A 24142-nucleotide genomic window follows, 5' to 3' on the forward strand; every position below is an offset into this window, starting at 1 on the left:
GTGGAGCATTCCGAATAGCGAGTGTCCGGTGGGGTACCGCGCACCCGGAAAGGAGCGTCGCACGCATGGAGAGCATCATCCTGGACGTGACCACCGGCCGCCGGGAGGTGGTCGTCGACCTCACCCCGCGCTGCGCGGAGTTCGCCGGCGAACAGGGTGGCGACGGCCTGCTGCACGTCTTCGTGCCGCACGCCACCGCCGGGATCGCGATCATCGAACTCGGTGCGGGCAGCGACGACGACCTGCTCGCCGCGCTGCGCGACCTGCTGCCCGCCGACGACCGCTGGCGGCACGCGCACGGCAGCCGCGGGCACGGCCGCTCGCACGTCGTGCCCGCGCTGATCCCGCCGTACGCCACCGTCCCGGTGCTCGGCGGCGCGCTGCAACTCGGCACCTGGCAGTCCATCGCCCTCGTCGACCTCAATGTGGACAACCCCGAGCGGCAGGTGCGGCTCTCCTTCCTGCGCGGTTAGCCCGCGCGGCGGAAGGTGCTCACCTGGGTTCCGTTCTCGAAACCGCGCCGGTGCACCGGCGTCCACAGCGTCGGCCGGAACTCCCCGGCGAAGAGCGGGATGCCGGCCCCGGCGAGCACCGGGTAGCGCTTGATCACCAGGGTGTCGATCTCCGCGGTCAGCGCCGCGGCGAGCCGGCCGCCGCCTGCCAGCCAGATATCGTGCCCCTCCTCCGCTTTCAGCTCCCGGACCAGTGCCTTCGGGTCGGTGACGACCCGGACGCCGGGAGCGGGCGACGCCGTCAGCGTGGTCGAGACGACGTACTGCGCGAGGTGCGGGTACGGGCTCGGGAAGCCGGCGGCCGAGCCGGGCTCGTAGGTGGCCCTGCCCATGAGCACGCTGCCGAAGTGCCGGTTCGGCGTGCCGGGCGCGATGCCGAAGTGCTGGTGCGCGTGCGCGGGCAGCGTCTCCGGGTAGTCGGTGCCGAGCCACTGGACGAAGTCGGGGCCGAGCGGGAAGAAGTCGATCTCGCCGGCCGGGCCTGCGATGTAGCCGTCGAGCGAGACGCCGACGAAGTAGACGAGTTCGGGCATGGGGTACTCCTTGCAGTCGCGGGCTCAGGCCCGGGTGAACCAGCCGACCAGCGCGCCGTTGTCGAATTCGCGGCGCCGCACCGGGCGGAACAGCCCCGGCCGGAAGCCGCCCGCGATCATCGGCACGCCCGCGCCTGCCACCACCGGGTAGGTCTTGAGGATCAGCTCGTCGATCTCCGGCAGCAGCGCCGCGGCCAGCGCGCCGCCGCCGCAGAGCCAGAGATCGCCGCCCGGCTCGGCCTTCCGCTCCCGGACGAAGGCGGCGGGATCGCCGCCCGCCACCCGGACCGCCGGGTCCGGGTCGGCGCCCAGCGTTGTCGAGAAGACGTACTGGGTGAGGTGCGCGTAGGGGTTGCTGCCGCCCACCTCGTAGGTGCGGCGACCCATGAGCACCGTGTCGAACCGGGCGTTCGGCTCGTCCTCGGCGATCCCCGCCGGACCTCGGTAGGCCCTGGGCACGAACTCCGGGTAGTCGGCATTGAGCGCGGCGCCCTGCTCGGCGCTGACCGGGAAGAAATCGAACTCGCCGCCCGGCCCGGCGATATAGCCGTCCAGCGTGACGGCCACGTAGTACACCAGCTTGCGCACCGGAACCACCATTCATAGTACTCTGATTGAAGTGGTTTGACCGTAGTACTACAGATGGAGTGGTGTCAATATGCGGACCAATCCGGAGCGCCGGAACGCGCTGCTCGACGCCGCGCTCGAGGTGCTCGCCGACGACGGCGCGCGCGGGCTCACCTTCCGCGCGGTCGACCGCAGGGCCGCGGTGCCGCCCGGCACCGCCTCCAACTACTTCGCCGACCGCGACGACCTGCTGACCCAGGCGGGCAGCCGGTTCTACGAGCGGCTCACGCCCGGCCCGGAGCTGCTGCGCCCGCTCGTCGAGGAGCCGAAGGACCGCGCCACCGTCACCCGGCTCATGCAGACCATCGTGGACCGGATAGAGGCCTTCCGGAGCGGCTATCTGGCCCTGCTCGAGCTCCGGCTCGAGGCCACCCGCAGGCCCGAGTTACGGAGGCTGCTCACCGAGCGGGTGCGCGCGGATATCGACTTCAACGTGCGCACCCACCTGGACGCGGGCATGCCCGGCGACGAGACCACCGTTCTGCTGCTCTATCTCGCGCTGAACTGGTTGATCGTGGATCGGCTCACGCTGCCCGACGTCTTCACCGAGGAGCAGGGCCGCGCGCTCGTCGCGGCCGCCGTGGAACGACTCCTGGTGATCCCGCCCGGACGCTGAACGCTTGCCGGGCAGCCGTTTCCGCAACCGGCGGCCCCTTCCGACGCCCCAAAACAGACCCTGAGCTGCCGCAAGTTCGCAATAGTGCGACTTCTGCCCGGTATTGACGAGGGATCACGATTTGGTGACAATCGGCCTCTGAGGTACCCCCAGGGGCGGAGGAATGGCATGCGAACGAAGACTGATGTCCGTGTCGTCGTGGACGCCGATCCCGAGCAGGTGATGGCCGCGCTGGCCGCGGTCGAGCTGCTGCCCGAGTGGTCGTCCACCTACAGCGATGTCCGGGTGGCGACCAGGGACCAGCGCGACCGGCCCGCCCGGGTCTTCGTCACCGCAGCTCTCCCCGGCGGCTCGGATCTGCAGGTGCTCGAGTACAGCTGGACGCCGGACCGCTGCTCCTGGGAGGTCGCGGACAGCACCCGCGGTGTCCGCGGTCGCGGCTGGTACGAGGTGGTTCCCCGCCCGGACGGCACCGAGGTGTGGCAGCACGTCGAACAGCAGCTCCCGGTCCCGCTTCCCGGCTTCCTGGTGCACCGCCAGAACAAGCGGGCGCAGGAGGAGGTGGTACTCCGCTTCGCGGCGTTCGCGGAGCGATTTCCGGAGGTAGAGACCGCCGTCTGAGCGCCGTCGGTGCGACGATGGTCGCCATGACAGGTGCCAAGCGGCTGCGGCTGCAGCCGATGAGCGAGGGATCCTCGGTCACCCAGCTCGAACTGTTCTTCGATCTCGTGCTCGTCTTCGCCTTCACGGTGGTGACCGATCTGGCCGCCGACGACACCAGCGCGAAGAACCTGGTCCGCGCGCTGCTGGTACTCGCGCTCATGTGGTGGGTGTGGATCGCCTACTCGTGGCTCGGCAATGTGGTCAGGGCCGACGAGGGCATCATGCGGATCGCCATGTTCGCCGCCATGGGCGGCGGCTTCATCGCGGCGCTCACCATCCCGGAGGCCTTCACCGACCTGCCCGGCGGCTGGTACGGCCCGCTGGTCTTTGCCATCGCCTACCTGGTGGTGCGGCTGGTGCATCTGGTGATGTTCTGGCTGTGCAGCGCCGACGACTCACAGCTGCGTACCCAGGTGGTGCGCTGGGCGCTCGGCTCGATCACCATCGGCACCACGCTGCTGCTGATCGCGGCCACCACGCACGGCACCGTGCAGATCGCGCTCTGGGTCGCCGCCATCGCGGGCGACTACCTCTGGACGCTGATCGCGGGCAATGGCTGGCGGCTCAACTCGGCGCGCCACTTCGCGGAGCGGCACGGCCTGATCATCATCGTCGCGCTCGGCGAATCCATCGTCTCGATCGGCATCGGGGTGCGGGCGCTGCCCATCTCCTGGCCGATCACGCTGGCCGCGCTGCTCGGCCTCGCCATCTCCGGGCTGCTCTGGTGGGCCTACTTCGACGTGGCGGCGATCGCGGTGGAGCACGAGCTCGAGCACGCCACCGGCGAGCGACAGATCAAGATCGCGCGCGGCTCGTACACCTTCTGGCACTTCCCGATGATCGTCGGCGTCATCGCGCTCTCGCTGGGGCTGAAGAAGGTGCTCTACTACGTCGGCGACGCCTCGCACCACACGCTGCACGACGCGCTCTACGGCATTCCGCTCTACTGCCTCTACGGCGGCGTGGTGCTCTTCCTGGCCGGGCTGATCGGCGCCAAGCACTACGCCACCGGGGAGTTCGGCGTGCAGCGCGCGGTCGCGGTGGTGGTCCTCGTGGCGCTCACCCCGCTCGCGACCGCGCTGCCCGCGCTGGCCTCGCTCGGCCTGCTCTGCGCGGTGCTGCTGGTGCTGATCGGGTACGAGACGGTGCGCTACGCCGACCCCAGGGAGCAGCTGCGGCACGGCACGGCGGCCTGAGCGCTACAGGTGCGCGGTCTTGTGCCGCACCGAGAACTCGGCGGCGGTGGGGCCGTAGGCCGACGGCTCCACCTTCACGCCGTCGGCCAGCGCCCGGCGGATCTGGTCCACGTTCTCCCGGATCATGTCGGCCACCAGCTCGTCGGTGCGCGGGTCGGCCAGCACCTGGAAGGTGAGCCGGAAGGTGGTGTCGGCGATCAGGCGGATGATGTCGTCGTGGAAGGGGACGTACCGCACCCGGCGGGTCTGCGGGTCGTTCTTGATCAGGTCGACGATCATCTCGTCCAGCTCGGAGCGGTTCTCCTCCAGCGCCGCCGCGATATTGCGGGTGTAGTGCCCGGTGCGCAGCGCGCAGGCCACCTCGTCCAGCACCGCCATGGTGATCGGCTTCTTGATCACCTCGACGATGGTGCGCACGAAGCGGTTGAGCACCGCCGCCGTCACCCGGTCGCCGAAGGCGCGGTCGGCCACCCGGGCCAGCCGGACCAGCACCACCACGATCCGCAGCAGCCGGAAGGTGCGGAAGATCGGGCTGGTCACCGGGATCATGCCGAGCACTTCGTACCAGTAGACGAAGGGGAAGGTCCACGGCCACCCGGCGCGGCGCCAGCGCCAGAGGAACTCGACGGCGAAGACGCCGCAGATGCTCACGTCCAGGATCACGATCACCCGGTGCGTCTCCGGGGTCACGGGGAAGAAGGTGATCCACACGACCAGCACCACCGAGACGATCGCCAGCAGCAGCATGGCGAGATCGGTCCAGAGCGCGGGGGGTTTGCGCGGGTAGTCCTCCGGCTCCTGAGGAGCCGGCTCGGGGATGCCAGCGGACACGTCACTTCCCTTCGACAACGTTGTCGCCGAGAGTAATCCGCGCCTCAGCGGCCGGCGCGGATGATCTCCTCGATATTGCGTTCGGCCAGCGCGGTGATGGTCAGCGACGGGTTCACCGTCCCGGTGCTGCCCGGGATCACCGCGCCGTCGACGACGTACAGCCCGGGGTGGCCGTGCACCCGGCCGTAGCCATCGGTCGCCTTCCCGAGCACCGCGCCGCCCAGCGGGTGCGCGGTGAACAGGGCATTGGCGTCGTAGCCGAGCGCGCTGTACTCGACCATGGCGCCTGCCCGCTCGGCGATCCTCCGGTCCACCGCGCGGGCCGCGGCCACCACGTCCTCCCGGTTGCGCTGCGACCAGGTGAGCCCGACCCGGCCGGTCGCGCCGTCGTAACCGAGCCGGGTGCGCGCAGTGTCGAGCACCATTCCGAGCGAGGCCAGCGCGCCGGTCTCGAACGGGATGCCGGGGATGTACCAGCTCTCCAGGGTGAGCGGGACGGCGCTCTCGTCCAGGATGCGGCTCGCGCTCGGCACGCCCTGGCCGAGCCCGGCCAGCGAGCTCGCGCCGCGGGCCAGCACGACGTCGCCGTTGGTGCCCCAGCCGTCGCCGACGTGCTCGTTCAGGTTCGGCAGCGCGCCGGTGGCCTGGGCGCGCACCAGCAGCTCGGTACTGCCGATCGAGCCGGCGCCGAGGAAGAGCCGGTCCGCGGTGAGGGTGCGGGTGGCGAGCACGGCGCCGGTGGGGTCGAGTTTGGTCAGCGTGACGGTGTAGCGGCTGCCGTCCCTGCCGATCGAGTCGACCCGGTGGCCGGGGAAGATGCCGCAGTTGCCGGTGGCCTCGGCGTACTTCAGGTAGTTCTGGTTCAGGTCGAACTTGGCGCCGTTGGAGTTGCCCAGGTTGCTGCGCGCCACCGTGGCCGACGGCTTGGAGCTGCCGTTCAGCTCGGCGCGCAGCACGTCCCAGTTGAAGATGGAGTCGTTGGCCTGCGGCTGGTAGCCGGCCTTGCGCACCTGGTCGTCCCAGGCGCGGGAGTGCGTGAACGGGGACGAGCCGTAGATGTCGGCGGGCATCGGGCTGAGCCGCAGCATCTCGCGCACCCGGGGGAAGTAGACCCGGTCCAGCTCGCCGTACTCGACCGCGCCGCGGAAGACCTCGTCGAAGAAGCGGCGCTCCGGCGCGATCATGGCGCCGGTGAAGATCACCGAGCCGCCGCCGACCGCGGCCGCCCGCCAGACATCGATGCCCGGGTACTCGGTGCAGTCCAGCACGCCGCCGAAGGAGGCGAAGTGCATGGGCACCTTGGTGACCCCGGTGAAGCTGGTGCGGTGCCAGAAGCCGCGGCCGTCCGGCAGGTCGTCGCCGGTGAAGATCTCGCGCTTCGGATCGTTCGGCCAGCGCGAGCCGCGCTCCAGCACGGTGGTGGCGACGCCGGCCTGCGCCAGCCGCAGCGCGGTGGCGGCGGCGCCGAAGCCGGAGCCGACGATCAGCGCCTCGGAGTGGTCGGGGGCGTCGGGGAGCGGGGCGAAGATCTCCGGCACCCACTCCTCGAAGAGCCCGTTCCAGATCGGGTTCGCGCTCGCCGGGGCATGCGCCGTGGCGCCGCCCGCGGCCGCGCCGAGCGCCACCGCACCCGTCGCCTTGAGAAAGGCGCGTCTGTCCACCCGGCCACCTCCTGCGTCCTCGGGCGCAGCGAAGGTTACCGGCCGCGGGCATGGGCGACCAGCCCGCTGTATCCGCCGGGGCAGGGTGGCCGGTTCGGTCAGCCGAGCAGCATTCGCGCGACCGCGACCAGCCCGACCACCACGATCACCCCGCGCAGCACCGCGGGCGGCAGCTTCCGCCCGACCCTGGCCCCGATCTGCCCGCCGATGATCGAGCCGACCGCGATCAGCGCCACCGCCTCCCACGACACCTCGGCGACCACGAGGAAGAACACCGCGGCGACCGCGTTAACGATCAGCGCGAGCACATTCTTCACCGCGTTGAGCCGCTGCAGGTCGTCGTGCACGAAGACCCCGAGCAGCCCCATGAGCAGCACGCCCTGCGCGGCGCCGAAGTACCCGCCGTAGACCCCGGTGGCGCAGACCGCGCCGAACAGCACCGGCCCGCCGTGCTCCGGCGCCGCGTCCTGCTCGCGCCTGCGCGCCACCCAGCGGGAGAGCCGCGGCTGCACCACCACCAGGATCAGCGCCAGGATGATGAGCACCGGCACGATCGCCGCGAACGCACCCTCCGGCAGCCGCAACAGCAGAACAGCGCCGATCAGCCCGCCGACCAGCGAGGCGACCCCGAGCCGGGCCAGCCGGGCACCCTGCCCCGACAGCTCCCTGCGGTACCCGATCACCCCGCTGATCGAGCCGGGCACCAGCCCGATGGTGTTCGAGACATTGGCCGTCACCGGCGGCAGGCCGAAGGCGAGCAGCACCGGGAAGGTGATCAGCGTGCCGGAGCCGACCACCGTGTTGATGGTTCCGGCGGCCATCCCCGCCACCAGCACGGCGAGCATCTCCAGCGGTGTCATGCGGCGTTCCTTCCCTCCGGCTCGAACGCTAGCCTTGTGTCCGGACGACCCCGAGACGGGACCTCCTTTGGCTGCTCCACCCCGACGCGGTAAACTCGCGGCCATCATGCAGCGGACTCTTCTTCTCGGCCGCCGCGGCGGGGTCTGAACGGACCGGCTCCCGCCGCGGGGTTCTGCCGCGTCGGTCGCCCCCTTGACTGGGATCCACCACACCCACGGAGAAAATTCCATGTCCCCCGCTGATGCATTCGTATCCGGCACGCGCACCATCACCGCGCCCGCCAAGCCGGCCCCCGCCGACCAGCCCGGCTGGAACCGGCAGCAGAACTCCGCCATGCCGTCCTTCCGGTACCGGCCGTACGCCGAGGAGGTCCAGCCGATCACGCTGCCGGACCGCACCTGGCCGGACCGGGTCATCGACGTCGCGCCCGGCTGGTGCGCCGTCGACCTGCGCGACGGCAACCAGGCGCTGATCGACCCGATGAGCCCGGCCCGCAAGCGCCGCATGTTCGACCTGCTGGTGCGGATGGGCTACAAGGAGATCGAGGTCGGCTTCCCGGCCGCCAGCCAGACCGACTTCGACTTCGTCCGCGAGATCATCACCGACGGCGCCATCCCGGACGACGTCACCATCCAGGTGCTGACCCAGTGCCGCCCCGAGCTGATCGAGCGCACCTTCGAGGCCTGCGCGGGCGCGGGCAATGTGATCGTGCACTTCTACAACTCGACCTCGATCCTGCAGCGCCGGGTGGTCTTCCGGGCCGACCGCGAGGCGGTCAAGAAGATCGCCACCGATGCCGCCGCGCTGTGCCTGGAGATCGAGCAGCGCTACCCCGACACCGACTGGCGTTACGAGTACAGCCCGGAGTCCTACACCGGCACCGAGCTGGAGTACGCGCTCGACGTCTGTGACGCGGTCTCCGCGATCATCGCGCCGACCCCGGACAAGCCGCTGATCATCAACCTGCCCGCCACCGTCGAGATGGCGACGCCGAACGTCTACGCCGACTCCATCGAGTGGATGAGCCGCAACCTGGCCCGCCGCGATTCCATCGTGCTCTCGCTGCACCCGCACAACGACCGCGGCACCGCCGTCGCCGCCGCCGAGCTGGGCTACCAGGCCGGCGCCGACCGGATCGAGGGCTGCCTGTTCGGCAATGGCGAGCGCACCGGCAATGTCTGCCTGGTCACGCTGGGGATGAACCTGTTCTCCCGCGGCATCGACCCGCAGATCAACTTCGCCGACATCGACGAGATCCGGCGCACCGTCGAGTACTGCAACCAGCTGCCGGTGCACGAGCGGCACCCGTACGGCGGCGACCTGGTGTACACCGCCTTCTCCGGCAGCCACCAGGACGCCATCAACAAGGGGCTGGACGCCATGAAGGCGGCGGCCGACGCCGCCGACACCGACGTCGCGGATCTGACCTGGGAGGTGCCGTACCTGCCGATCGACCCCAAGGACGTCGGCCGCACCTACGAGGCCGTGATCCGGGTGAACTCGCAGTCCGGCAAGGGCGGCGTCGCCTACATCATGAAGACCGACCACGGGCTGGCGCTGCCCCGGCGGCTGCAGATCGAGTTCTCCCAGGCGATCCAGAAGATCACCGACGGCGAGGGCGGCGAGGTCACCCCGAAGGAGATGTGGGACGTCTTCCACGAGGAGTACCTCAGCCCGATCCGGCCGCTGGAGCGGATCCGGCAGAAGGTGACCGCGGCCGAGACCGACGGCGGCACCGACGCCATCTCCGCGGTGGTGAAGGTGGACGGGGTCGAGCAGGAGATCAGCGGCACCGGCAACGGCCCGCTGGCCGCCTTCGTCGACGCGCTGGCCGGGATCGGCTACGACGTGGAGGTGCTGGACTACTCCGAGCACGCCATGTCCGCCGGTGACGACGCGCAGGCCGCCGCCTACGTCGAGGTCGCGATCGGCGACACGGTGCTGTGGGGGGTCGGGATCGCCACCTCGATCACCACCGCCTCGCTGCGGGCCGTCGTCTCCGCGGTGAATCGCGCGCACTGACGCCTGTGCAAACGGGGGTGGCTCCGGGTGCGGGAGCCACCCCCGTTTCGCATCGTCACCTGCTGTTCATCGGCGCGTCGCCGGGGCAGGGGGCGGCTCAACACCGGGGCGCGGGGCCAACTCCCCCGTGCTAGCGTGGATTCGCAATCAGGCCGAGCTCTCTGCTCGAGAAACCGAGCAGATGGGGGAACTGTGACCACCAACGACCACAATCCGACTTCGCCGCCCTGGCTGCAGAGTGCGCCTGCGGACGCGGGTGATGTCGACACCGACGCCGGAGCGCGCCGGGCGCAGGACGATTCGCCGGGTGAGCGGGCGGAGGATGCGCCGGAGTCCGCCGAGCCGGCGAGCGAGTTCGGTGGTTCGAGTGGGTTCGCCGCCGAGCCGCCGAGCGCCGAGCGCCCCGGTGGGTTCGCCCCGGAGCAGCCGGGCGGGTTCTCGTCGGCCGGATTCCCCGAAGGTCCCGGCGGTGCCGACGGTTTCGCACCGCCGAGCGCCCCGGGTGACCCCTCCGGGTCGGGTCAGTTCGCCCAGCCGTACCGCAGCGGCGCGCATCCGGTGCAGCCGCAGAACCCCGGTGCCGGTGCGGGTTACGGCGATCTCGGCCCGGAAGGGCCGAACCGTGAGCCCGAGCAGTCGAGCGGGCCGATCTACAGCTGGGCTCCGCCGCCGCCCCCGCAGCAGCCCCCCTACCAGCCGCCGCAGCAGCCGGGCCCGCCGCCCGGAATGCTCGGCGCCCCCGGCCCGCAGGGCTACGGCATGCCGCCCGGCCCCCCGCCGCAGCAGGGTCCCGGTCCCGGTCCCGGCCCCGGCTTCGGCGGCCCCGGCTGGCAGCAGGGCAACCCGCAGCCTTTTCAGCCGCAGCACGTGCCCGCCCCCGGCCAGCCCGGGCACTCGGTGAACGACCTCAACCTGCTCAAGCGGGCCCGCCGGGCGCCGCGCAGCGGGTGGCGCCGGGCCGTGCACAAGGTCTCCGGCGGCATGATCAACCCCGGCGAATCCTCCGCCGACCTGGTCTACCGCGAACTCTTCGACCGGGTGAACCAGCCGGTCCGCGGCGACTACCGGATCGCGATCCTCTCGCTCAAGGGCGGCGTCGGCAAGACCACCACCACCGTCGGCCTCGGCTCCACCTTCGCCTCCATGCGCGGCGACCGGGTGATCGCCATCGACGCCAACCCCGACCTCGGCACGCTCGCGCACCGGGTGCCGCGGCAGACCCGCTCCACCGTGCGCAACCTGCTCGAAGACCAGCACATCACCCGCTACTCGGACGTCAGGGCGCACACCTCGCAGGCCCCGAGCCGGCTCGAAGTGCTCGCCAGCGAGCAGGACCCGGCCGTCTCCGAGGCATTCAGCGAAGCCGACTACCGCAAGGCCATCGGCATCCTGCAGTCCTTCTACAACATCATCCTCACCGACTGCGGCACCGGGCTCATGCACTCCGCCATGGCGGGCGTCCTCGACATGGCCAGCTCCCTTGTCCTCGTCACCTCGCCCGCCATCGACGGGGCCCGCAGCGCCTCGGCCACCCTCGACTGGCTCGATCACCACGGGCACAGCAAGCTCGTCGAGCGCACCGTCGTCGTCGTCAACGCCTCCCGGCGCGGCGCCTCCACCGTCGATCTCGACCAGCTCCGTCGCCTCTTCCTCGATCGCACCCGGGCCGTCCAGGTCGTGCCGTTCGACGATCATCTCGCCGAGGGGGCCGAGATCGATCTGGAGCTGGTGTCCAAGCCGACTCGGCGCGCGTTGCTCGAACTGGCTGCGATGGTGGCGGATGACTTCGGTTACGTTGCGGCGCAGCAGTATCGGCACGGGCCGGGCTAGGTCTTTCTACGGAGGGGGGATGATGCGGGGTTGTTTCGCGCTCGTTTGCGTGCTTGCGGTGGTGCCGTTGGTTGCGGGGTGTGAGTCGGGGACCGGCGGGACGGCCGTGCCGTCGTCGGTTGCGCCCGAGGCGCTGTTCGATTCGTGCACGCTGCCGGACAGCGCGATCGCCGCAGCCGGCGGGGATCCGGCGCGGAAGGACGACAATCCCTTCGGCGTACCTCGAACCGGCTGGCGGGGATGCCGGTGGGGGTCCGATGGATACGCACTGCGCATCTTCGCGACGACCAGGACCCCCGACGAGTTTCGGAGCAACGATCAGCTGAAGGATCTTCGAGCCGCCGAGCTGCCGGGCCGGGATGCCACCTTCTTCTTGCAAAGCGCAGCCACAGAGTCCAACAACTGCGGTGTCTTCTACGCCACGACGCAGGGCACCATCCAGATATATCTGGTCGACGACGGATTGGGCGATGAGCTAGCGGATCCGTGCGGCGTGGCTCTCCGGGCAGCAAAGGCGGTGGACCAGTGGATCCCGCGATGAAGAATGCATTCACCGAACTCGCGGGTGCGGCGACCGACGGGCAGCTTCTGATCACTGCAGAGGTCGCGGAGTCCTGCGCACAACAGTGTGATCAGTACGTGCAAGTTCTGATCGGTCTCCGAGCACGCACCTCTGATCTGGTCTTCGTAGAATCTTTCGGCACTCTGGAGTCCGCGAGACTGCTCGGAGGAAAGTTCCGGGATCTCGCAACCGGGGAAGGTCCCGGCTCTCTGAGTACGTCCTTGCAAGACCACATACTCGTCGTCCAATCCATGGCCGACATGTTCCGCAAAGCAGGCGCAGCGTATGCCGCCACCGAGCAGGACAACACCGCGAATATCGGGCGGAGTACCTAATTCAGGTGCTCGGTGAAGAAGGTGAAGATGCGGGACCAGGCGTCGGCTGACGCGTCGGGGTCGTGGGTGGTGCCCATGACTTTCATGTAGAGGCCTGGCACCCCGGAGTAGTCCTGGAAAAAGGAGTGGCTCGCTCCCGGGTAGATCTTGAAGTCGGTAGCGACATCGGCTGAATCGAGCGCGTTCCGGTACCGCTCGATATCGGCGGTGGCGACGTAGGGATCGCTGTCACCGTAGCTGGCCACCACCGGGCAGGGGGCGGTGAGCAGGTGGTCGACCGGCTTGCCGGAGAAGAGCAGGCCGTAGTTGACGGAGGCGGCGTCGAACATGCCTCGTCCGCCGGTGACGATGGCGAACCGCCCGCCCATGCAGAAGCCGATGACGCCGACCCGGCCGGTGCAGTCGGGGCGGGCGGCGAGGGTATCGCGGGCGCGCTGGATCTGGTCGAAGACCGGGCCGGTGTCGCGGAGCAGGCCTCGGAAGACCTGCTGGACGCAGAGCCCGCGGCGGTAGAGGCGGGGGCCGAGGGCGAGGTAGCCGTTGGCGGCGAGGTGGTCGGTGACGCGGCGGAGTTCGCCGGTCAGGCCGAAGGCGTCGTGCAGGACGACGACGCCGGGGAAGGGGCCGTCGCCGGTGGGGGTGGCTAGGTAGCCGCCGTCGAGTTCGGTCATGGGTGCTCCATCGGGTCGGGGCGATCCGTTCCGGACTGTAGTGGGTCCGGGCCTGCGACGTCGCGGGCCGCGGCGGCGAAGGCGGCGAGGACGGCGGCGATCGCGGGGATGTGCTCGGTGTGCGGGCGCAGGGCGAGTTCGTAGCGGCGGGCGGCGCGGACGCCGCTCAGGCGCAGCACCGCCAGGTCGGGGTGCGCCACCGCCCAGCGGGGCATGAGGGCGATGGCGTAGCCTGCGGCGACCAGGCTCTCCAGCACGCGGAAGTCGTTCAGGCGCTGCGTGATCCGTGGTTGCACGCCGGTGATGGTGGCGATCGAGCGGAGGACGTCGTCGACCGGGAAGCCGCCGCGCACGCTCACCCAGGTCTCGTCGGCGAGCTCGGCGGGGTCGACGGCGGTGCGGTGCGCGAGGCGGTGGCCGGGGGCGACGACCACGTCGGTCGGCTCGCGCATGAGCGGGAGGGCGCGCACGCGGGGGCCCGCCACCGAGGGGGCGCGCTCGTCGCGGTGCGTGAGGACGACGTCGTAGTCGGCGAGCAGCCGCGGCACCTCGGTGGGCGGGAGGTCCTCGTCGCTGGCGATCAGGTCGACGGCGCTGTCGGCGAGCGCGGCCAGCACCTTCGGCAGCAACAGCGCCGCGCCGGAGGGGAAGAGCGCCACCCGGACCCGGCCGCGGGCGGTGCCGCGGTAGCGGGCCATCTCGGCGGCGGCGCGGTCGAGCGCGGCCAGCACCTCGTCGGCGCGGAGCACAAGCGCCCGGCCGGCGTCGGTGAGCCGGACGCGGCGGCCCGCCGGCTCGAGCAGCGGCACGCCCGCCTCCCTGGCCAGCACCTTCAGCTGCTGCGAGACCGCCGACGGGGTGGTGTGCAGCGCGGCGGCGACGGCGGCGATGGTGCCGCGGTCGGCGAGTTCGCGCAGGACCCGGAGCCGCTCGGGCGCCATGGGCGTGCCGTCAACCATGAAGAAATGCTACCGATACGCTTCGGAACAATTCGGTTGTTCTGATGGTTAGCCGGGCTCAGCATGGGAGGCGTGACCGCTCGTGACCGCCTGCTCGGATTGACCGTGGTCGTGCTCTGGGGGCTGAACTTCCTGGCCATCCGGGTCGGCCTCGACCACTTCCCACCCTTCTTCTTCGCGGCGCTCCGCTTCGCGGTGATCGCGGTGCCGGTGCTGCTCTTCGTGCCGCGGCCACGGGTGCGGACGCGGTGGCTGCTGCTCTACGGCGGCGGGTTCGGGATCGCGCAGTTCGCCTTCCTCTTCACCGCCATGCGGATCGGGATGCCGACGGGACTGGCCGCCCTGATGCTGCAGTCGTCGGCGCCGTTCACGGTGCTGCTCGGGGCGCTGGTGGCGCGGGAGCGGCTGCGGCCGGTGCAGGCGGCGGGGATCGCGGCGGCGCTGGGCGGGATGGCGCTGATCGGGTGGGATCAGCTGCCGTACGCGGGGCTGCTTCCGGTGCTGCTCACGCTGGCGGCCGGGCTCGGGTGGGCCTTCGGCAATATCGGGACGCGGCTGGCGACCACGGACGCGCCGGGGGTGAATCCGCTGCACCTGACCATGTGGATGTCGGTGATCCCGCCGCTGCCGATGTTCGCGCTCTCGGTGGCGGCCGAGGGGCCGGGCACGGGATTGCACGCGCTGGCGACGAGTTTCAGCGGGGACGGGCTGCTCGCGCTCGCCGGGCTCGGGTACATCGTCGTGCTCGGCACGCTGGCCGGGTCGGGGCTGTGGACCTACCTGATGAGCCGCTACCCGGCGAGCTCGGTGGCGCCGTACTCGCTGCTGGTGCCGGTGGTGGGGATGAGCGCGGCGTGGGCGGCCTTCGGCGAGCGGCCGAGCGGACTCGCGGTGCTCGGCGCGCTGGTGGTGATCGCGGGCGCCGGTGCGGCGACCATGGCGCGCGGACCCCTTGCCCAGCCCGCACCGTCCCCGCAACCGGTCGGCGCAGGCACGGCCTGACCGCGGCGCGGCCCGCGCCGGGTGACCGCCACCACGCAATCCCCCTTGCACCGAATCTGGCGAATGAGCGGCAAACTCCCTGACCACACCAATCTGAAACACGCCCCAGTCAAGCGAAGTCCCGGCAATCGCCGCCATCGGCGCACGGGCCGCTGCTGGCCCCGGTACTGTCGCAACCGCCCGAGTCCGCCGGGACGGCGACCGGGGCACGGCGCGCGCGGTGGGCGGCACGGCGCGCGGAGGTTCGAACACGAGCAGGGCCGCCGATCGCGGCTGGCCCGAAATACGAGGCAGCAGAACACGTATGACAGAACAGCGGTCGACCGTGTCGCGCAGGACCCTCCTCAGGGGCACGGTCACGGCGGGGGTGGCGGGGGCCATCGCGAGTACGGCGCGGCCGGTACCGGCCTTCGCGAGCCAGGGCAGGCGGGTCGCGGTGCTCGGCGGCGGGGTGGCGGGGCTCACCGCGGCGCACGAGCTGGCCGAGCGCGGCTTCGAGGTCACCGTGTACGAGAAGCGGGCCTGGGGCGGCAAGGCGCGCAGCGTGCCGGTGCCGGGCAGCGCGCGGGACGGCAGGCCCGACCTCCCCGGCGAGCACGGCTTCCGCTTCTTCCCCGGCTTCTACCGGCACATCCCGGACACCATGCGGCGCATCCCGTTCCCCGGCAATGCCAATGGCGTGCGGGACAACCTGGTCGGCATGACCGAGATGCGGCTGGCCCGCGCGGACGGCGCCGATCTCCGGGTGCCGCTCGGCGCGCGGGCGCCGGTGAAGCTCACCCCGGACACCTTCCGCGAGACGGTCAGCGGCGCGATCACCGCCGCCACCAGGATGACCGACGACGAGGCGCTGTTCTTCGCCAACCGGCTGCTCGTCTTCAACACCAGCTCCGACGCGCGCAGGCTGGGCCAGTGGGAGTACACCTCCTGGTTCGACTTCGTGGACGGGCACGCCCGCTCGCACGAGTTCCGCGCGCTGCTCTCCCGCGCACTCACCAGCCTGCTCGTCGCGGCGAAGGAGAACCTGGCCAGCGTGCGCACCATCGGCACCATGGGCGAGCAGTTCCTCGGCAACCCGCTGGAGATCGCGGCGGACGGCCCGCTGGACCGGGCGTTGAACGGCCCGACCAACGCCGCCTGGATCGATCCGTGGCTGGCGCACCTGCGCTCGCTCGGGGTCCGGCTGGAGCTGGGCAGCGAGGTGCGCGAGCTGGCGGTGCGGGACCGCAGGATCGCCGCGGCCAGGATCAACACCCCGGACGGCCCGCGCACGGTGGAGGCGGACTACGTGGTGGTCGCGCTCCCCGCCGAGCAGGCCCGCACGCTCTGGACCGCCGAGGTGCTCGCGGTCTGGCCGCAGCTGCAGGCGATGGACCGGCTGGTCGTGGACTGGATGAACGGCATCCAGTACTACCTGCGCACCCCGGTCGACATCGTGCGCGGCCACGCCGCCTTCGTGGACGCGCCGTGGGCGCTGACCTCGATCAACCAGAACCAGGTGTGGCGGCGCAAGCTGCCGGAGTACGGCGACGGCACGGTCGGCGACTGCCTCTCGGTGGACATCTCGGACTGGCACACCCCCGGCATCCTCTACGGCAAGCCGGCCGAGCAGTGCAGCCCGGAGGAGATCGCCCGCGAGGTGTGGGCGCAGCTGCGCACCCACCTGAACGACGGCGGCGAGGTGCTGCGCGACGCCGACCTGCACTCCTGGTTCATCGACCCCGGCATCACGTGGAACGCCGAGCGCGGCCGCAATACCAATGCCGACCCGCTGCTGATCAATACCGCCGGGTCGTGGGATGCCCGCCCCGAGCCGCACGGGCCGCTGGAGAACCTCTTCCTCGCAGGCGACTACGTGCGCACCGGCATCGACCTGGCGACCATGGAGGGCGCCAACGAATCGGCGCGCGGCGCGGTGAACGCGCTGCTCGACGTGGCCGGGTCGGATGCGCCGCGCTGCCCGCGCTTCACGCTGTGGCGCTCGCCGGAACTGGAGCCCGTGCGGCAGCTGGACGCCGATCGATACGCGTCGGGGCTGCCGAATGTGTTCGACGTCCGCCCCTGAGCGGTGCTTCAATCGGACCCTATGAGCGAGTCGGGCCCGGAGGCGGTAGCGGAGCGTGGCCACGAATGGCCCTCGCTCCCAGGTAATGAGCTCGAGCGCGAGATCACGGACGAGGCCGAGCTGCGGGAGCTGCTCGGCGAGGTGAATCCGCGTGCGGCGAACAAGGATCGCGCCGCGCTGCACCCGCGCGACCGGGAGTGGATCGGGCTCAGCCCGTTCGTGGTGATGTGCACCAGCGACGCGGCGGGCACCTGCGACGCCTCGCCGAAGGGCGACCCGCCCGGCTTCGTCCGGGTGCTGGACGCGCACACCATCGCGGTGCCGGAGCGGCCGGGCAACCGGCGCGCCGACGGGTACCGGAACATCCTGGTGAACCCGCACGTCGGGCTGATCTTCCTGATCCCGGGGCGGAACGAGACGCTGCGCATCAACGGCTCGGCCCGGCTGGTGCGGGACGCCCCCTACTTCGACGACATGGTGGTGCGCGGGCACCGGCCGATCCTCGCGGTCGAGGTGGCGATCGAGCAGATCTTCTTCCACTGCGCCAAGGCGTTCCTGCGCAGCGGGCTGTGGCAGCCGGAGCAGTGGCCGGACGACACCCTGCCGAGCGCCGCCCGGCTGGTGAAAGAGGTGCAGAGCGGAGTCACCGAGTCGGTCGAGGAGCTGGAGCGCTACTACTCCCCCGAGGCGTACGAGAAGAAGCTGTACCGGGGCTGAGAGTGGCCGCACTCACTCGGCGCGAGCAGCTCCGGCGCGCACCCTAGACTCACCGGGATGGCGGATATTTCGGTGCGCGGGCGGCTCGCCCTGCGGGCGGCGGCGCTGGCGTCGTGGGCCTCGCAGCGGGCGGGGCGCGGCAAGGGGTCCATGATCGGCGGGCTGATCGCCCTGAAGATCGACGGCTCGCTCATGGACCAGCTCGGCCGCGGCAGGCGGACCGTGCTGATCACCGGCACCAACGGCAAGTCCACCACCACCAGGATGACCACCGCGGCGCTGAGCACGCTCGGCGCCGTCGCCACCCAGGCCGACGGCGCGAATATGGACGCGGGCATCGTGGCCGCGCTGAGCACGCAGCGCACCGCCCCGCTGGCCGCCATCGAGGTGGACGAGCTGCACCTGCCGCACGTCACCGACGCGCTGAACCCGGAGGCGGTGGTGCTGCTCAACCTGAGCCGCGACCAGCTGGACCGGGTCGGCGAGATCAATATGATCGAGCGCAAGCTGCGCGCCGGGCTGGCGCGGCACCCGGACACCGTCGTGATCGCCAACTGCGACGACGTGCTGGTCACCTCGATCGCCTACGACCACCCGAACGTGGTCTGGGTGGCGGCGGGCAGCGGCTGGTCGATGGATGCCACCAGCTGTCCGCGCAGCGGCGAGCCGATCGTCTGGGAGGGCGCGCACTGGCGCAGCACCGGCGCCGACTTCGAGCGCCCGGAGCCGCAGTGGTGGCTGGACGGCACCGAGCTGCGCGGCCCGGACGAGCTGCGGCTGCCGCTCACCCTCGCGCTGCCCGGCCGGGCCAACCGCGGCAATGCGGCGCAGGCCGTCGCGGCGGCGGTGGCGCTCGGCGCGGACGCGGCGCAGGCGGCCGCGGCGGCGGGCACCGTGCGCGAGATCGCCGGACGCTACCGCACCGTGCAGGTCGGCGAGCACGCCGCCCGGCTGCTGCTGGCCAAGAACCCGGCGGGCTGGCAGGAGGCGCTCTCCATGATCGACCCGGACTCGGCCGGGCTGGTCATCGCGGTGAACGGGCAGGTGCCGGACGGCGAGGACCTCTCCTGGCTCTGGGACGTGCGATTCGAGCACTTCGAGGGCGTGCAGGTGGTGGCGGCGGGTGAGCGCGCCACCGACCTCGCGGTGCGGCTCACCTACGCCGGCGTCGAGCACACCACGGTCGCCGACCCGGTGCGGGCCATCGCCTCCTGCCCGGCGGGCAAGGTCGAGGTGCTGGCAAACTACACCGCGTTCCGCGATCTCAACCGCGATCTGGAGGACGTCTCGTGACGGTGCGGATCGGGCTGGTCCTGCCCGATGTGATGGGGACCTACGGCGACGGCGGCAATGCGCTCGTGCTGCGGCAGCGGCTGCGGATGCGCGGCCACGACGCCGAGATCGTGGAGATCACGCTCGCCGACCCGGTGCCGGACTCGCTGGACATCTACACCCTCGGCGGCGCCGAGGACTCCGCGCAGCGGCTCGCCACCCGGCACCTGCAGCGCTACCCCGGGCTGCAGCAGGCGGCCGCGAAGGGCACCCCGGTGCTCGCCATCTGCGCCGCCATCCAGGTGCTCGGGCAGTGGTACGAGACCTCGACCGGCGAGCGGGTGGACGGCGTCGGGATGATCGACGTCACCACCGCGCCACAGGAGAAGCGGGCCATCGGCGAGGTCACCACCGCGCCTGCCATCGCCGGGCTCACCGCCCCGCTCACCGGGTTCGAGAACCACAGGGGCGGAACGAAGCTCGGCGGCGACGCGGCCGGGCTGGCCCGGGTGACGCGCGGCGTCGGCAATGGCGTCGGAGACGGGCTGGAGGGCGTGGTGCAGGGCTCGGTGATCGGCACCTACATGCACGGCCCCGCGCTGGCCCGCAACCCGGAGCTGGCCGACCTGCTGCTCTGCCGGGCGCTCGGCGTCGCGGAGCTGCCGCCGCTGCCGCTGCCCGAGGTGGAGCAGCTGCGCCGGGAGCGGCTGCGCGCCTGATCCGCGCTGTCGGTGTCCGGTGGTAGACCGGAGCACATGGGAGCGAACGCATGCCCGGCCTGCGCGGCCGGAACGGATCACTGCCACGGGACGCTGATCGCGCACGCCGGGCGCTTCGCCGAGTGCACCGAGGGCGGCTGCTTCGAGTTCGAGGTGGTGCGGCACGCCTTCGTGGTGGAGTGCACCGATCTGGCGGGTGGCTGCGCCTGCGCGGAGCGCGGGCTCGGTAGGCTCGCCGGGTGAGCTACGACCTGGTCCTGCTGCCATCGGGGGCGGCGTCCACGGTGCCGGAGGCGGAGGAGTTCCTGGACGCCAACGAGGGCGCGCCGGAGTCGGCGGTGATCGCCGAGATCGCCGCCGAGCTGAACCGGCGCAATGGCGAGCTGCCGGAGGACGACTCGTTCCTCAGCGTCGCGCCCGTCGGCGGCCACGCCACCGGCGCCACCCTCCCGGTGCCGATGCCCTACGACGCCATCGGCTTCGGCCGCGCCCTGCTCTTCGAGCTCGCCACGCCCCGCGGCTACGCGCTCTTCGACCCCCAGCTGGCCTGGCTCATCGACCCCGCCGGGCACCTCCCGCTCGCCGTCAGCCACGGCGGCGCCGGTGAGTTCCCGTACCTCACCGAGCGCCTTGCCCACGACTGGGTGGCCGGGCTGGCCCCGCCCAACCCCTACCTGGTGGTCGATCGCGGCCCGCACGACTACATCCAGACCTACCGCGAGGAGTCCGGCGAGTACACCCTGGAGTACCGCGACGGCGCCCCCGACCGCCACTTCGGCACCACGCTCCCCGACCCCGCAGCCGTCGCCGCCCTCATCTGGGACTGGGCCCGCGGCGAACGCGGCAGCTTCGACACGGTCACCTGGGCCCCGGTCGAGCTCTGAGGCTCAGCGCTCCTGCACCGCGAGCCGACCGGCCAGCAGCAGGAACGAGGCGCCGAAGGCGCGGCGCAGCCACGTGACCACGCGCGGCCGGGCCAGGACGTTCGCGCGCACGGCCGCCGCGCCGAGCCCGTAGCAGGCGAAGACCACGAAGGTGACGGCCATGAATACGCCCCCCGCGGCGAGCATGGGCCGGTACGCGTGCGGCGCGTCCAGCGGGACGAACTGCGGCAGGAAGGCGACGAAGAACAGCGTCAGCTTGGGGTTGAGCAGGTTCAGCAGCACCGCGGAGCCGATCACCCGGCGCGGTGACGGCGCCTCGCCCGGCTCGGGCAGTGCCAGCGCGCCGCGATCGCGCAGCGTGCTCCAGGCCAGGTAGAGCAGGTAGGCGACGCCGAGGTACTTGACCGCCTGGAAGGCCACGGCGCTCGTGTGCAGCAGGGCCGCCAGCCCGGTGACCGCGGCCAGCACGTGCGGCACCACCCCCAGCGTGCAGCCGAAGGCGGCGATCACCGAGGCCCGCGCGCCGCGCGCCAGCCCGGCCGCCACCGTGAACAGCACCCCGGTGCCCGGCGTGGCCGCGATGATCAGGGTGGTCAGCAGGAATTCGATCCCCATTGCCCGCAGGCTAATCCACCGGGCCGCGGCACACCAGCCCCGATTACAGCGCGCGACGCCCGGACAGCGCCCGGCCGAGGGTCAGCTCGTCCGCGAACTCCAGGTCACCGCCCATGGGCAGGCCGGAGGCCAGCCTGGTCACCGACAACCCGGGGAAATCCCGCAGCATCCGGACCAGGTAGGTGGCCGTTGCCTCGCCCTCGGTATTGGGGTCGGTCGCGATGATGACCTCGCTGACATCCACCCCGTCCCGCTGATTTCCGATCCGGGCGAGCAGCTGCCGGATGCGCAGCTGATCCGGCCCGACCCCGTTGAGCGGGTCGAGCGCGCCGCCGAGCACGTGGTACCGGCCGCGGAACTCGCGGGTGCGCTCGATCGCCTGCACGTCCTTCGGCTCCTCGACCACGCAGATCATGGTGCGGTCGCGGCGCGGATCGACGCAGATGCGGCAGAGCTCGCCGTCGGAGACGGTGCCGCACTCGGCGCAGAAGCGCACGCCGTCGCGCACCTTCTGCAGCGCCGCCTGCAACCGGTCGATCTCCGGCGCCTCCACCCCGAGCAGGTGGAAGGCGATGCGCTGTGCGCTCTTCGGACCGACGCCCGGCAGCCGCCCCAGCTCGTCGATCAGGTCCTGGACCGGGCCCTCGTACACCTACGGCCTCTACAGCCCTGGCAGCTGGCCGCCGCCGAAGCCACCGGAGAGCGGGCCGAGCCGATCCGCCGCGAGCTGCTGCGCGTTCGCCATGGCGTCGTTGACCGCGCCGATCACCAGATCCTGCAGGCCGTCGACATCCTCGGGGTCGACGACCTCGGGGGCGATGGTCAGCGCGACCACCTCGCCGGAGGCCTTGATGGTGACCCGCACGAGGCCGCCGCCCGCCTGCCCCTGCACCTCGGAGGCGGCGATCTCGGCCTGCGCCTCCATCACCGCCTGCTGCATCTGCTGCGCCTGTGCGAGGAGCTGCTGCATGTCGAACTGGCCATCGGGTTGCACGAGAGAATTCCTTCCAGCGGGCCGGGGATGTCAGCGTCCAGACTAGTCCGCGCCGGAGACCGGTATATCGCCGGTTTTGCGAGGATTTATCATGGAACTCGGGTCGGGCCCGGGAATTGTGCCGCATCGGCTACCGCACGGCGATTTTCCCGGCGTGCCAATCAATGACCGGTAGCGACCCTGGAGCCGACGATGTCCCCGCTTCTCCGTAATTCCGTTCTCACCACAGCCGCTTCGACGATGGTGCTGTTCGCCTGCGTCGGCACCGCCCACGCCGACCCCGGGGTCGCCGACTACGGCGGCGGCTGCGTCCTGGACTCCGGCAACCGGGCGGCGACCATCGACGCCCTCCGCTTCCGCTGCTCGCCGGAGCAGCAGGATCTGCTGTTCCACGAGGCCGCGCCGGGCGCCGCGCCGCGGGGCGTCACGAGCGGCTGGATGGTGCGCCCCGGCTACCTCCAGGGCATCACCCCCGCCTTCTGGATCGGCAAGACCTTCGCCACCGGCCCGGACGGCGGCACGCTGACCAACCGGGTCACCGGCCTCGACATCGCCGCCTGGCCCGCGAACATCTACCGCGGCACCGCGCTGCTCGACGGCCGCCGGGCCTGGGTGCTGAACTACGCACCGTCGCCGACCCCGCAGGTGCACGACGAGATCCGCGAGGTCTCGCCCGGCGTCTGGTTCGGCTACTCGTGGTGGCTCGGCGCGCTGCAGAACATCCTGCTGCTCACCTTCGTGGTCGCCACGCCGTGATCGGTTGACTCTCCCGCCACGGGAGGGTGTTCGCTGGAGCCCATGACAGCGACCGTCCCGATCGGGGAGTTCTCCCGGCTGACCTACCTCAGCATCAAGGCGCTGCGGTACTACCACGACATCGCGCTGCTCGAGCCCGCGGCGATCGACCCCGGCTCGGGCTACCGCCGGTACTCGGTGGACCAGGTGCCCGCCGCGCACCTGATCCGCCGCCTGCGCGCGCTGGACATGCCGGTCGCGGAGATTCGCACCGTGCTCGGCGCGGGCGACACCGCGGCGCGGGACGAGGCCGTGCGCGCGCACCTGCTCCGGATGGAGGAGGAGCTCAACCGCACCAGGGACGTGGTCGCGTCGCTGCGGGCTCTGCTTGCCCCCGGGTCGCGCGCGCTGCAGGTGGAGTACCGGACCACGGCCGCCTTCCCGGCGCTCACCGTCACCGAGGGGCTGGCCCGCGCCGAGATCGGGCCGTGGTGCGGCAGCGCCTTCGCCCTGCTCTACCGCACGCTGGAGGCCGCGGGGGTCGCCCCGGCCGGGCCGGGCGGCGCCACCTACTCCACCGCCTGGTTCGAGGAGGACGCCGGCGCGGTGACGGCCTACGTCCCGGTGCCGCCGGGCACCGCGGGGCCGCTGCCCGCCGCCGCGGCCACGCACCCCGCCCCGGTACTCGCCGAACTCCCCGCGGGCCGCTTCGCCGTCACCGTGCACGAGGGCGGCTTCGAGGACTTCGACCGCAGCTACGGCGCGCTCGGCAGCCACGTCGCCGCGCACGACAGCTCGCTGCCGGAGCCGATCCGCGAGATCTACCTGGCCGGGCCGGACGTGATCGCCGACCCGGCCGGCTACCGCACCGAAATCTGCTGGCCCATCCGCTGATTCAGGAGGAACCCGATGTCACTCGAGCTCGCGCACGTCACCATCGACAGCGAGAACGCCGCCGCGCTGGCCGGCTTCTACGCCGAACTGCTGGACCGGAAGGTCGATCCGGAGGCGTCGGAGTACTTCGCCACCGTCGGCGGCGCCCCGACACTCATGTTCATCAAGGTGCCGGACAAGACGCCGGGCAAGAACTCGGTGCACCTCGACCTGCACACGCCGGAGCGGCGGGCGCAGGTCGAGCGGGCACTCGCCCTCGGCGCGAAGCAGCTCGGCGAGTTCGACGAGTACGGCGCGCGCTGGACCACGCTGAGCGATCCCGAGGGAAACCTCTTCGATATCGGCGAGTCGCGCTAGCGGCTCGCC

At 71.5% G+C, this 24142-nt stretch carries 28 protein-coding genes; 18 read left to right on the forward strand and 10 right to left on the reverse strand.

Translation table 11 applies throughout. From position 1 onward, the window contains the following. Positions 1-65: 65 nt before the first annotated feature. Positions 66-473 (forward strand): YjbQ family protein, encoded by a 408-nt coding sequence (locus NH2_RS03735; protein ID WP_067648192.1) that lies wholly within the window; start codon positions 66-68, stop codon positions 471-473. Here NH2_RS03735 and NH2_RS03740 read toward each other — a convergent pair. After that, a complete protein-coding gene (locus NH2_RS03740) occupies positions 470-1045 on the reverse strand; it encodes a dihydrofolate reductase family protein (protein ID WP_067648195.1) in 576 nt (191 codons plus the stop codon). The genes NH2_RS03735 and NH2_RS03740 overlap by 4 nt on opposite strands. Before the next feature lie 24 nt (positions 1046-1069). After that, on the reverse strand, positions 1070-1633 hold the full coding sequence (locus NH2_RS03745; protein ID WP_067649224.1) for a dihydrofolate reductase family protein: 564 nt from the start codon (positions 1631-1633) through the stop codon (positions 1070-1072). 70 nt (positions 1634-1703) lie between these two features. Between NH2_RS03745 and NH2_RS03750 the strand changes: the two genes are divergently transcribed. From NH2_RS03750 to NH2_RS03760, 3 genes are all read left to right on the forward strand, one after another. After that, on the forward strand, positions 1704-2288 hold the full coding sequence (locus tag NH2_RS03750; protein ID WP_067648198.1) for a TetR/AcrR family transcriptional regulator: 585 nt from the start codon (positions 1704-1706) through the stop codon (positions 2286-2288). A gap of 168 nt (positions 2289-2456) precedes the next feature. Continuing rightward, positions 2457-2909 carry an SRPBCC family protein gene (locus NH2_RS03755; protein ID WP_067648200.1) on the forward strand — a complete coding sequence of 151 codons (453 nt, stop codon included), beginning with the start codon at positions 2457-2459 and terminating at the stop codon, positions 2907-2909. Between the two features lie 26 nt (positions 2910-2935). Further along, on the forward strand, positions 2936-4147 hold the full coding sequence (locus NH2_RS03760) for a low temperature requirement protein A (protein ID WP_067648203.1): 1212 nt from the start codon (positions 2936-2938) through the stop codon (positions 4145-4147). Positions 4148-4150: 3 nt separating this feature from the next. Here the strand turns inward: NH2_RS03760 and NH2_RS03765 are convergent, their stop codons facing one another. The 3 genes from NH2_RS03765 to NH2_RS03775 all read right to left on the reverse strand — a co-directional run bounded on the left by NH2_RS03765 (position 4151) and on the right by NH2_RS03775 (position 7499). Continuing rightward, positions 4151-4978 (reverse strand): ion transporter, encoded by an 828-nt coding sequence (locus NH2_RS03765; RefSeq protein WP_067648206.1) that lies wholly within the window; start codon positions 4976-4978, stop codon positions 4151-4153. A 44-nt stretch (positions 4979-5022) separates the two neighbouring features. After that, positions 5023-6639 (reverse strand): GMC oxidoreductase, encoded by a 1617-nt coding sequence (locus NH2_RS03770; protein WP_067648209.1) that lies wholly within the window; start codon positions 6637-6639, stop codon positions 5023-5025. Between the two features lie 98 nt (positions 6640-6737). After that, complete coding sequence (locus tag NH2_RS03775; protein ID WP_067648212.1) at positions 6738-7499, reverse strand: sulfite exporter TauE/SafE family protein; 762 nt, start codon at positions 7497-7499, stop codon at positions 6738-6740. A gap of 229 nt (positions 7500-7728) precedes the next feature. On the opposite strand from NH2_RS03775, the gene leuA reads away from it, so the two are divergent. The 4 genes from leuA to NH2_RS03795 all read left to right on the forward strand — a co-directional run bounded on the left by leuA (position 7729) and on the right by NH2_RS03795 (position 12249). Further along, a complete protein-coding gene (gene leuA / locus NH2_RS03780; RefSeq protein WP_067648215.1) occupies positions 7729-9522 on the forward strand; it encodes a 2-isopropylmalate synthase in 1794 nt (597 codons plus the stop codon). 192 nt (positions 9523-9714) lie between these two features. Next, positions 9715-11352 (forward strand): MinD/ParA family ATP-binding protein, encoded by a 1638-nt coding sequence (locus tag NH2_RS03785; protein ID WP_245650411.1) that lies wholly within the window; start codon positions 9715-9717, stop codon positions 11350-11352. 49 nt (positions 11353-11401) lie between these two features. After that, the gene (locus tag NH2_RS03790) at positions 11402-11893 is read left to right on the forward strand and encodes a DUF3558 domain-containing protein (RefSeq protein ID WP_157103592.1); all 492 of its coding nucleotides are present in this window, start codon (positions 11402-11404) and stop codon (positions 11891-11893) included. Then, positions 11890-12249: a hypothetical protein gene (locus NH2_RS03795; RefSeq protein WP_067648220.1), complete on the forward strand. Its 360-nt coding sequence runs from the start codon at positions 11890-11892 to the stop codon at positions 12247-12249. Before NH2_RS03790 ends, NH2_RS03795 begins: the two co-directional genes overlap by 4 nt. Here NH2_RS03795 and NH2_RS03800 read toward each other — a convergent pair. Then, positions 12246-12920: a dienelactone hydrolase family protein gene (locus NH2_RS03800; protein WP_067648223.1), complete on the reverse strand. Its 675-nt coding sequence runs from the start codon at positions 12918-12920 to the stop codon at positions 12246-12248. The genes NH2_RS03795 and NH2_RS03800 overlap by 4 nt on opposite strands. Then, positions 12917-13861, reverse strand: coding sequence for a LysR family transcriptional regulator (locus NH2_RS03805; protein WP_067648225.1), 945 nt, complete (start codon positions 13859-13861; stop codon positions 12917-12919). The genes NH2_RS03800 and NH2_RS03805 overlap by 4 nt, the downstream gene beginning before the upstream one ends. 90 nt (positions 13862-13951) lie before the next feature. Here NH2_RS03805 and NH2_RS03810 point away from each other — a divergent pair, with 90 nt between their 5' ends. The 7 genes from NH2_RS03810 to NH2_RS03840 all read left to right on the forward strand — a co-directional run bounded on the left by NH2_RS03810 (position 13952) and on the right by NH2_RS03840 (position 20538). Next, on the forward strand, positions 13952-14881 hold the full coding sequence (locus tag NH2_RS03810; RefSeq protein WP_067648226.1) for an EamA family transporter: 930 nt from the start codon (positions 13952-13954) through the stop codon (positions 14879-14881). Between the two features lie 304 nt (positions 14882-15185). Continuing rightward, on the forward strand, positions 15186-16946 hold the full coding sequence (locus NH2_RS03815) for a hydroxysqualene dehydroxylase (protein WP_067648228.1): 1761 nt from the start codon (positions 15186-15188) through the stop codon (positions 16944-16946). Between the two features lie 21 nt (positions 16947-16967). Beyond that, on the forward strand, positions 16968-17663 hold the full coding sequence (locus NH2_RS03820) for a pyridoxamine 5'-phosphate oxidase family protein (protein ID WP_084505191.1): 696 nt from the start codon (positions 16968-16970) through the stop codon (positions 17661-17663). Between the two features lie 57 nt (positions 17664-17720). Next, the gene (locus NH2_RS03825; RefSeq protein WP_067648231.1) at positions 17721-18956 is read left to right on the forward strand and encodes a MurT ligase domain-containing protein; all 1236 of its coding nucleotides are present in this window, start codon (positions 17721-17723) and stop codon (positions 18954-18956) included. Beyond that, positions 18953-19654 carry a type 1 glutamine amidotransferase gene (locus NH2_RS03830; protein WP_084505192.1) on the forward strand — a complete coding sequence of 234 codons (702 nt, stop codon included), beginning with the start codon at positions 18953-18955 and terminating at the stop codon, positions 19652-19654. The genes NH2_RS03825 and NH2_RS03830 overlap by 4 nt, the downstream gene beginning before the upstream one ends. A 36-nt stretch (positions 19655-19690) precedes the next feature. Beyond that, positions 19691-19897, forward strand: coding sequence for a hypothetical protein (locus tag NH2_RS03835; protein WP_067648234.1), 207 nt, complete (start codon positions 19691-19693; stop codon positions 19895-19897). Next, on the forward strand, positions 19894-20538 hold the full coding sequence (locus NH2_RS03840) for a hypothetical protein (protein WP_067648237.1): 645 nt from the start codon (positions 19894-19896) through the stop codon (positions 20536-20538). The genes NH2_RS03835 and NH2_RS03840 overlap by 4 nt, the downstream gene beginning before the upstream one ends. Before the next feature lie 3 nt (positions 20539-20541). On the opposite strand, the gene NH2_RS03845 is transcribed toward NH2_RS03840, so the two are convergent. From NH2_RS03845 to NH2_RS03855, 3 genes are read right to left on the reverse strand one after another with little or no spacing between them, the layout of a single operon-like run. Next, on the reverse strand, positions 20542-21153 hold the full coding sequence (locus tag NH2_RS03845) for a LysE family translocator (RefSeq protein ID WP_067648240.1): 612 nt from the start codon (positions 21151-21153) through the stop codon (positions 20542-20544). A 43-nt stretch (positions 21154-21196) separates the two neighbouring features. Beyond that, positions 21197-21805 (reverse strand): recombination mediator RecR, encoded by a 609-nt coding sequence (gene recR, locus NH2_RS03850; RefSeq protein ID WP_067648243.1) that lies wholly within the window; start codon positions 21803-21805, stop codon positions 21197-21199. A gap of 9 nt (positions 21806-21814) precedes the next feature. After that, complete coding sequence (locus NH2_RS03855; RefSeq protein ID WP_067648246.1) at positions 21815-22147, reverse strand: YbaB/EbfC family nucleoid-associated protein; 333 nt, start codon at positions 22145-22147, stop codon at positions 21815-21817. A 240-nt stretch (positions 22148-22387) separates the two neighbouring features. On the opposite strand from NH2_RS03855, the gene NH2_RS03860 reads away from it, so the two are divergent. Genes NH2_RS03860 through NH2_RS03870 form a run of 3 tightly spaced genes read left to right on the forward strand, consistent with a single transcriptional unit; the run spans position 22388 to position 24133 of the window. Next, on the forward strand, positions 22388-22903 hold the full coding sequence (locus tag NH2_RS03860; RefSeq protein ID WP_084505193.1) for a hypothetical protein: 516 nt from the start codon (positions 22388-22390) through the stop codon (positions 22901-22903). Between the two features lie 42 nt (positions 22904-22945). Continuing rightward, positions 22946-23776, forward strand: coding sequence for a MerR family transcriptional regulator (locus NH2_RS03865; protein ID WP_067648252.1), 831 nt, complete (start codon positions 22946-22948; stop codon positions 23774-23776). A 15-nt stretch (positions 23777-23791) separates the two neighbouring features. After that, entirely contained in the window at positions 23792-24133 is a 342-nt protein-coding gene (locus tag NH2_RS03870) for a VOC family protein (protein WP_067648255.1), read from the forward strand. Positions 24134-24142: the final 9 nt, after the last annotated feature.

Source organism: Nocardia harenae NBRC 108248 (genome assembly GCF_001612885.1).
Lineage (GTDB): Bacteria > Actinomycetota > Actinomycetes > Mycobacteriales > Mycobacteriaceae > Nocardia > Nocardia harenae.

Bases quoted from the DNA above. Each gene is read 5' to 3' on its own strand.
- NH2_RS03760 (WP_067648203.1), top strand. From the start codon at position 2,936: ATGACAGGTGCCAAGCGGCTGCGGCTGCAGCCGATGAGCGAGGGATCC.
- NH2_RS03735 (WP_067648192.1), top strand. From the start codon at position 66: ATGGAGAGCATCATCCTGGACGTGACCACCGGCCGCCGGGAGGTGGTC.
- NH2_RS03800 (WP_067648223.1), bottom strand. From the start codon at position 12,920: ATGACCGAACTCGACGGCGGCTACCTAGCCACCCCCACCGGCGACGGC.
- NH2_RS03835 (WP_067648234.1), top strand. From the start codon at position 19,691: ATGGGAGCGAACGCATGCCCGGCCTGCGCGGCCGGAACGGATCACTGC.
- NH2_RS03755 (WP_067648200.1), top strand. From the start codon at position 2,457: ATGCGAACGAAGACTGATGTCCGTGTCGTCGTGGACGCCGATCCCGAG.
- NH2_RS03865 (WP_067648252.1), top strand. From the start codon at position 22,946: ATGACAGCGACCGTCCCGATCGGGGAGTTCTCCCGGCTGACCTACCTC.
- NH2_RS03795 (WP_067648220.1), top strand. From the start codon at position 11,890: ATGAAGAATGCATTCACCGAACTCGCGGGTGCGGCGACCGACGGGCAG.
- NH2_RS03805 (WP_067648225.1), bottom strand. From the start codon at position 13,861: ATGGCGCCCGAGCGGCTCCGGGTCCTGCGCGAACTCGCCGACCGCGGC.
- NH2_RS03870 (WP_067648255.1), top strand. From the start codon at position 23,792: ATGTCACTCGAGCTCGCGCACGTCACCATCGACAGCGAGAACGCCGCC.
- NH2_RS03775 (WP_067648212.1), bottom strand. From the start codon at position 7,499: ATGACACCGCTGGAGATGCTCGCCGTGCTGGTGGCGGGGATGGCCGCC.
- NH2_RS03825 (WP_067648231.1), top strand. From the start codon at position 17,721: ATGGCGGATATTTCGGTGCGCGGGCGGCTCGCCCTGCGGGCGGCGGCG.
- NH2_RS03860 (WP_084505193.1), top strand. From the start codon at position 22,388: ATGGTGCTGTTCGCCTGCGTCGGCACCGCCCACGCCGACCCCGGGGTC.
- NH2_RS03740 (WP_067648195.1), bottom strand. From the start codon at position 1,045: ATGCCCGAACTCGTCTACTTCGTCGGCGTCTCGCTCGACGGCTACATC.
- NH2_RS03750 (WP_067648198.1), top strand. From the start codon at position 1,704: ATGCGGACCAATCCGGAGCGCCGGAACGCGCTGCTCGACGCCGCGCTC.
- NH2_RS03815 (WP_067648228.1), top strand. From the start codon at position 15,186: ATGACAGAACAGCGGTCGACCGTGTCGCGCAGGACCCTCCTCAGGGGC.
- NH2_RS03845 (WP_067648240.1), bottom strand. From the start codon at position 21,153: ATGGGGATCGAATTCCTGCTGACCACCCTGATCATCGCGGCCACGCCG.
- NH2_RS03820 (WP_084505191.1), top strand. From the start codon at position 16,968: ATGAGCGAGTCGGGCCCGGAGGCGGTAGCGGAGCGTGGCCACGAATGG.
- leuA (WP_067648215.1), top strand. From the start codon at position 7,729: ATGTCCCCCGCTGATGCATTCGTATCCGGCACGCGCACCATCACCGCG.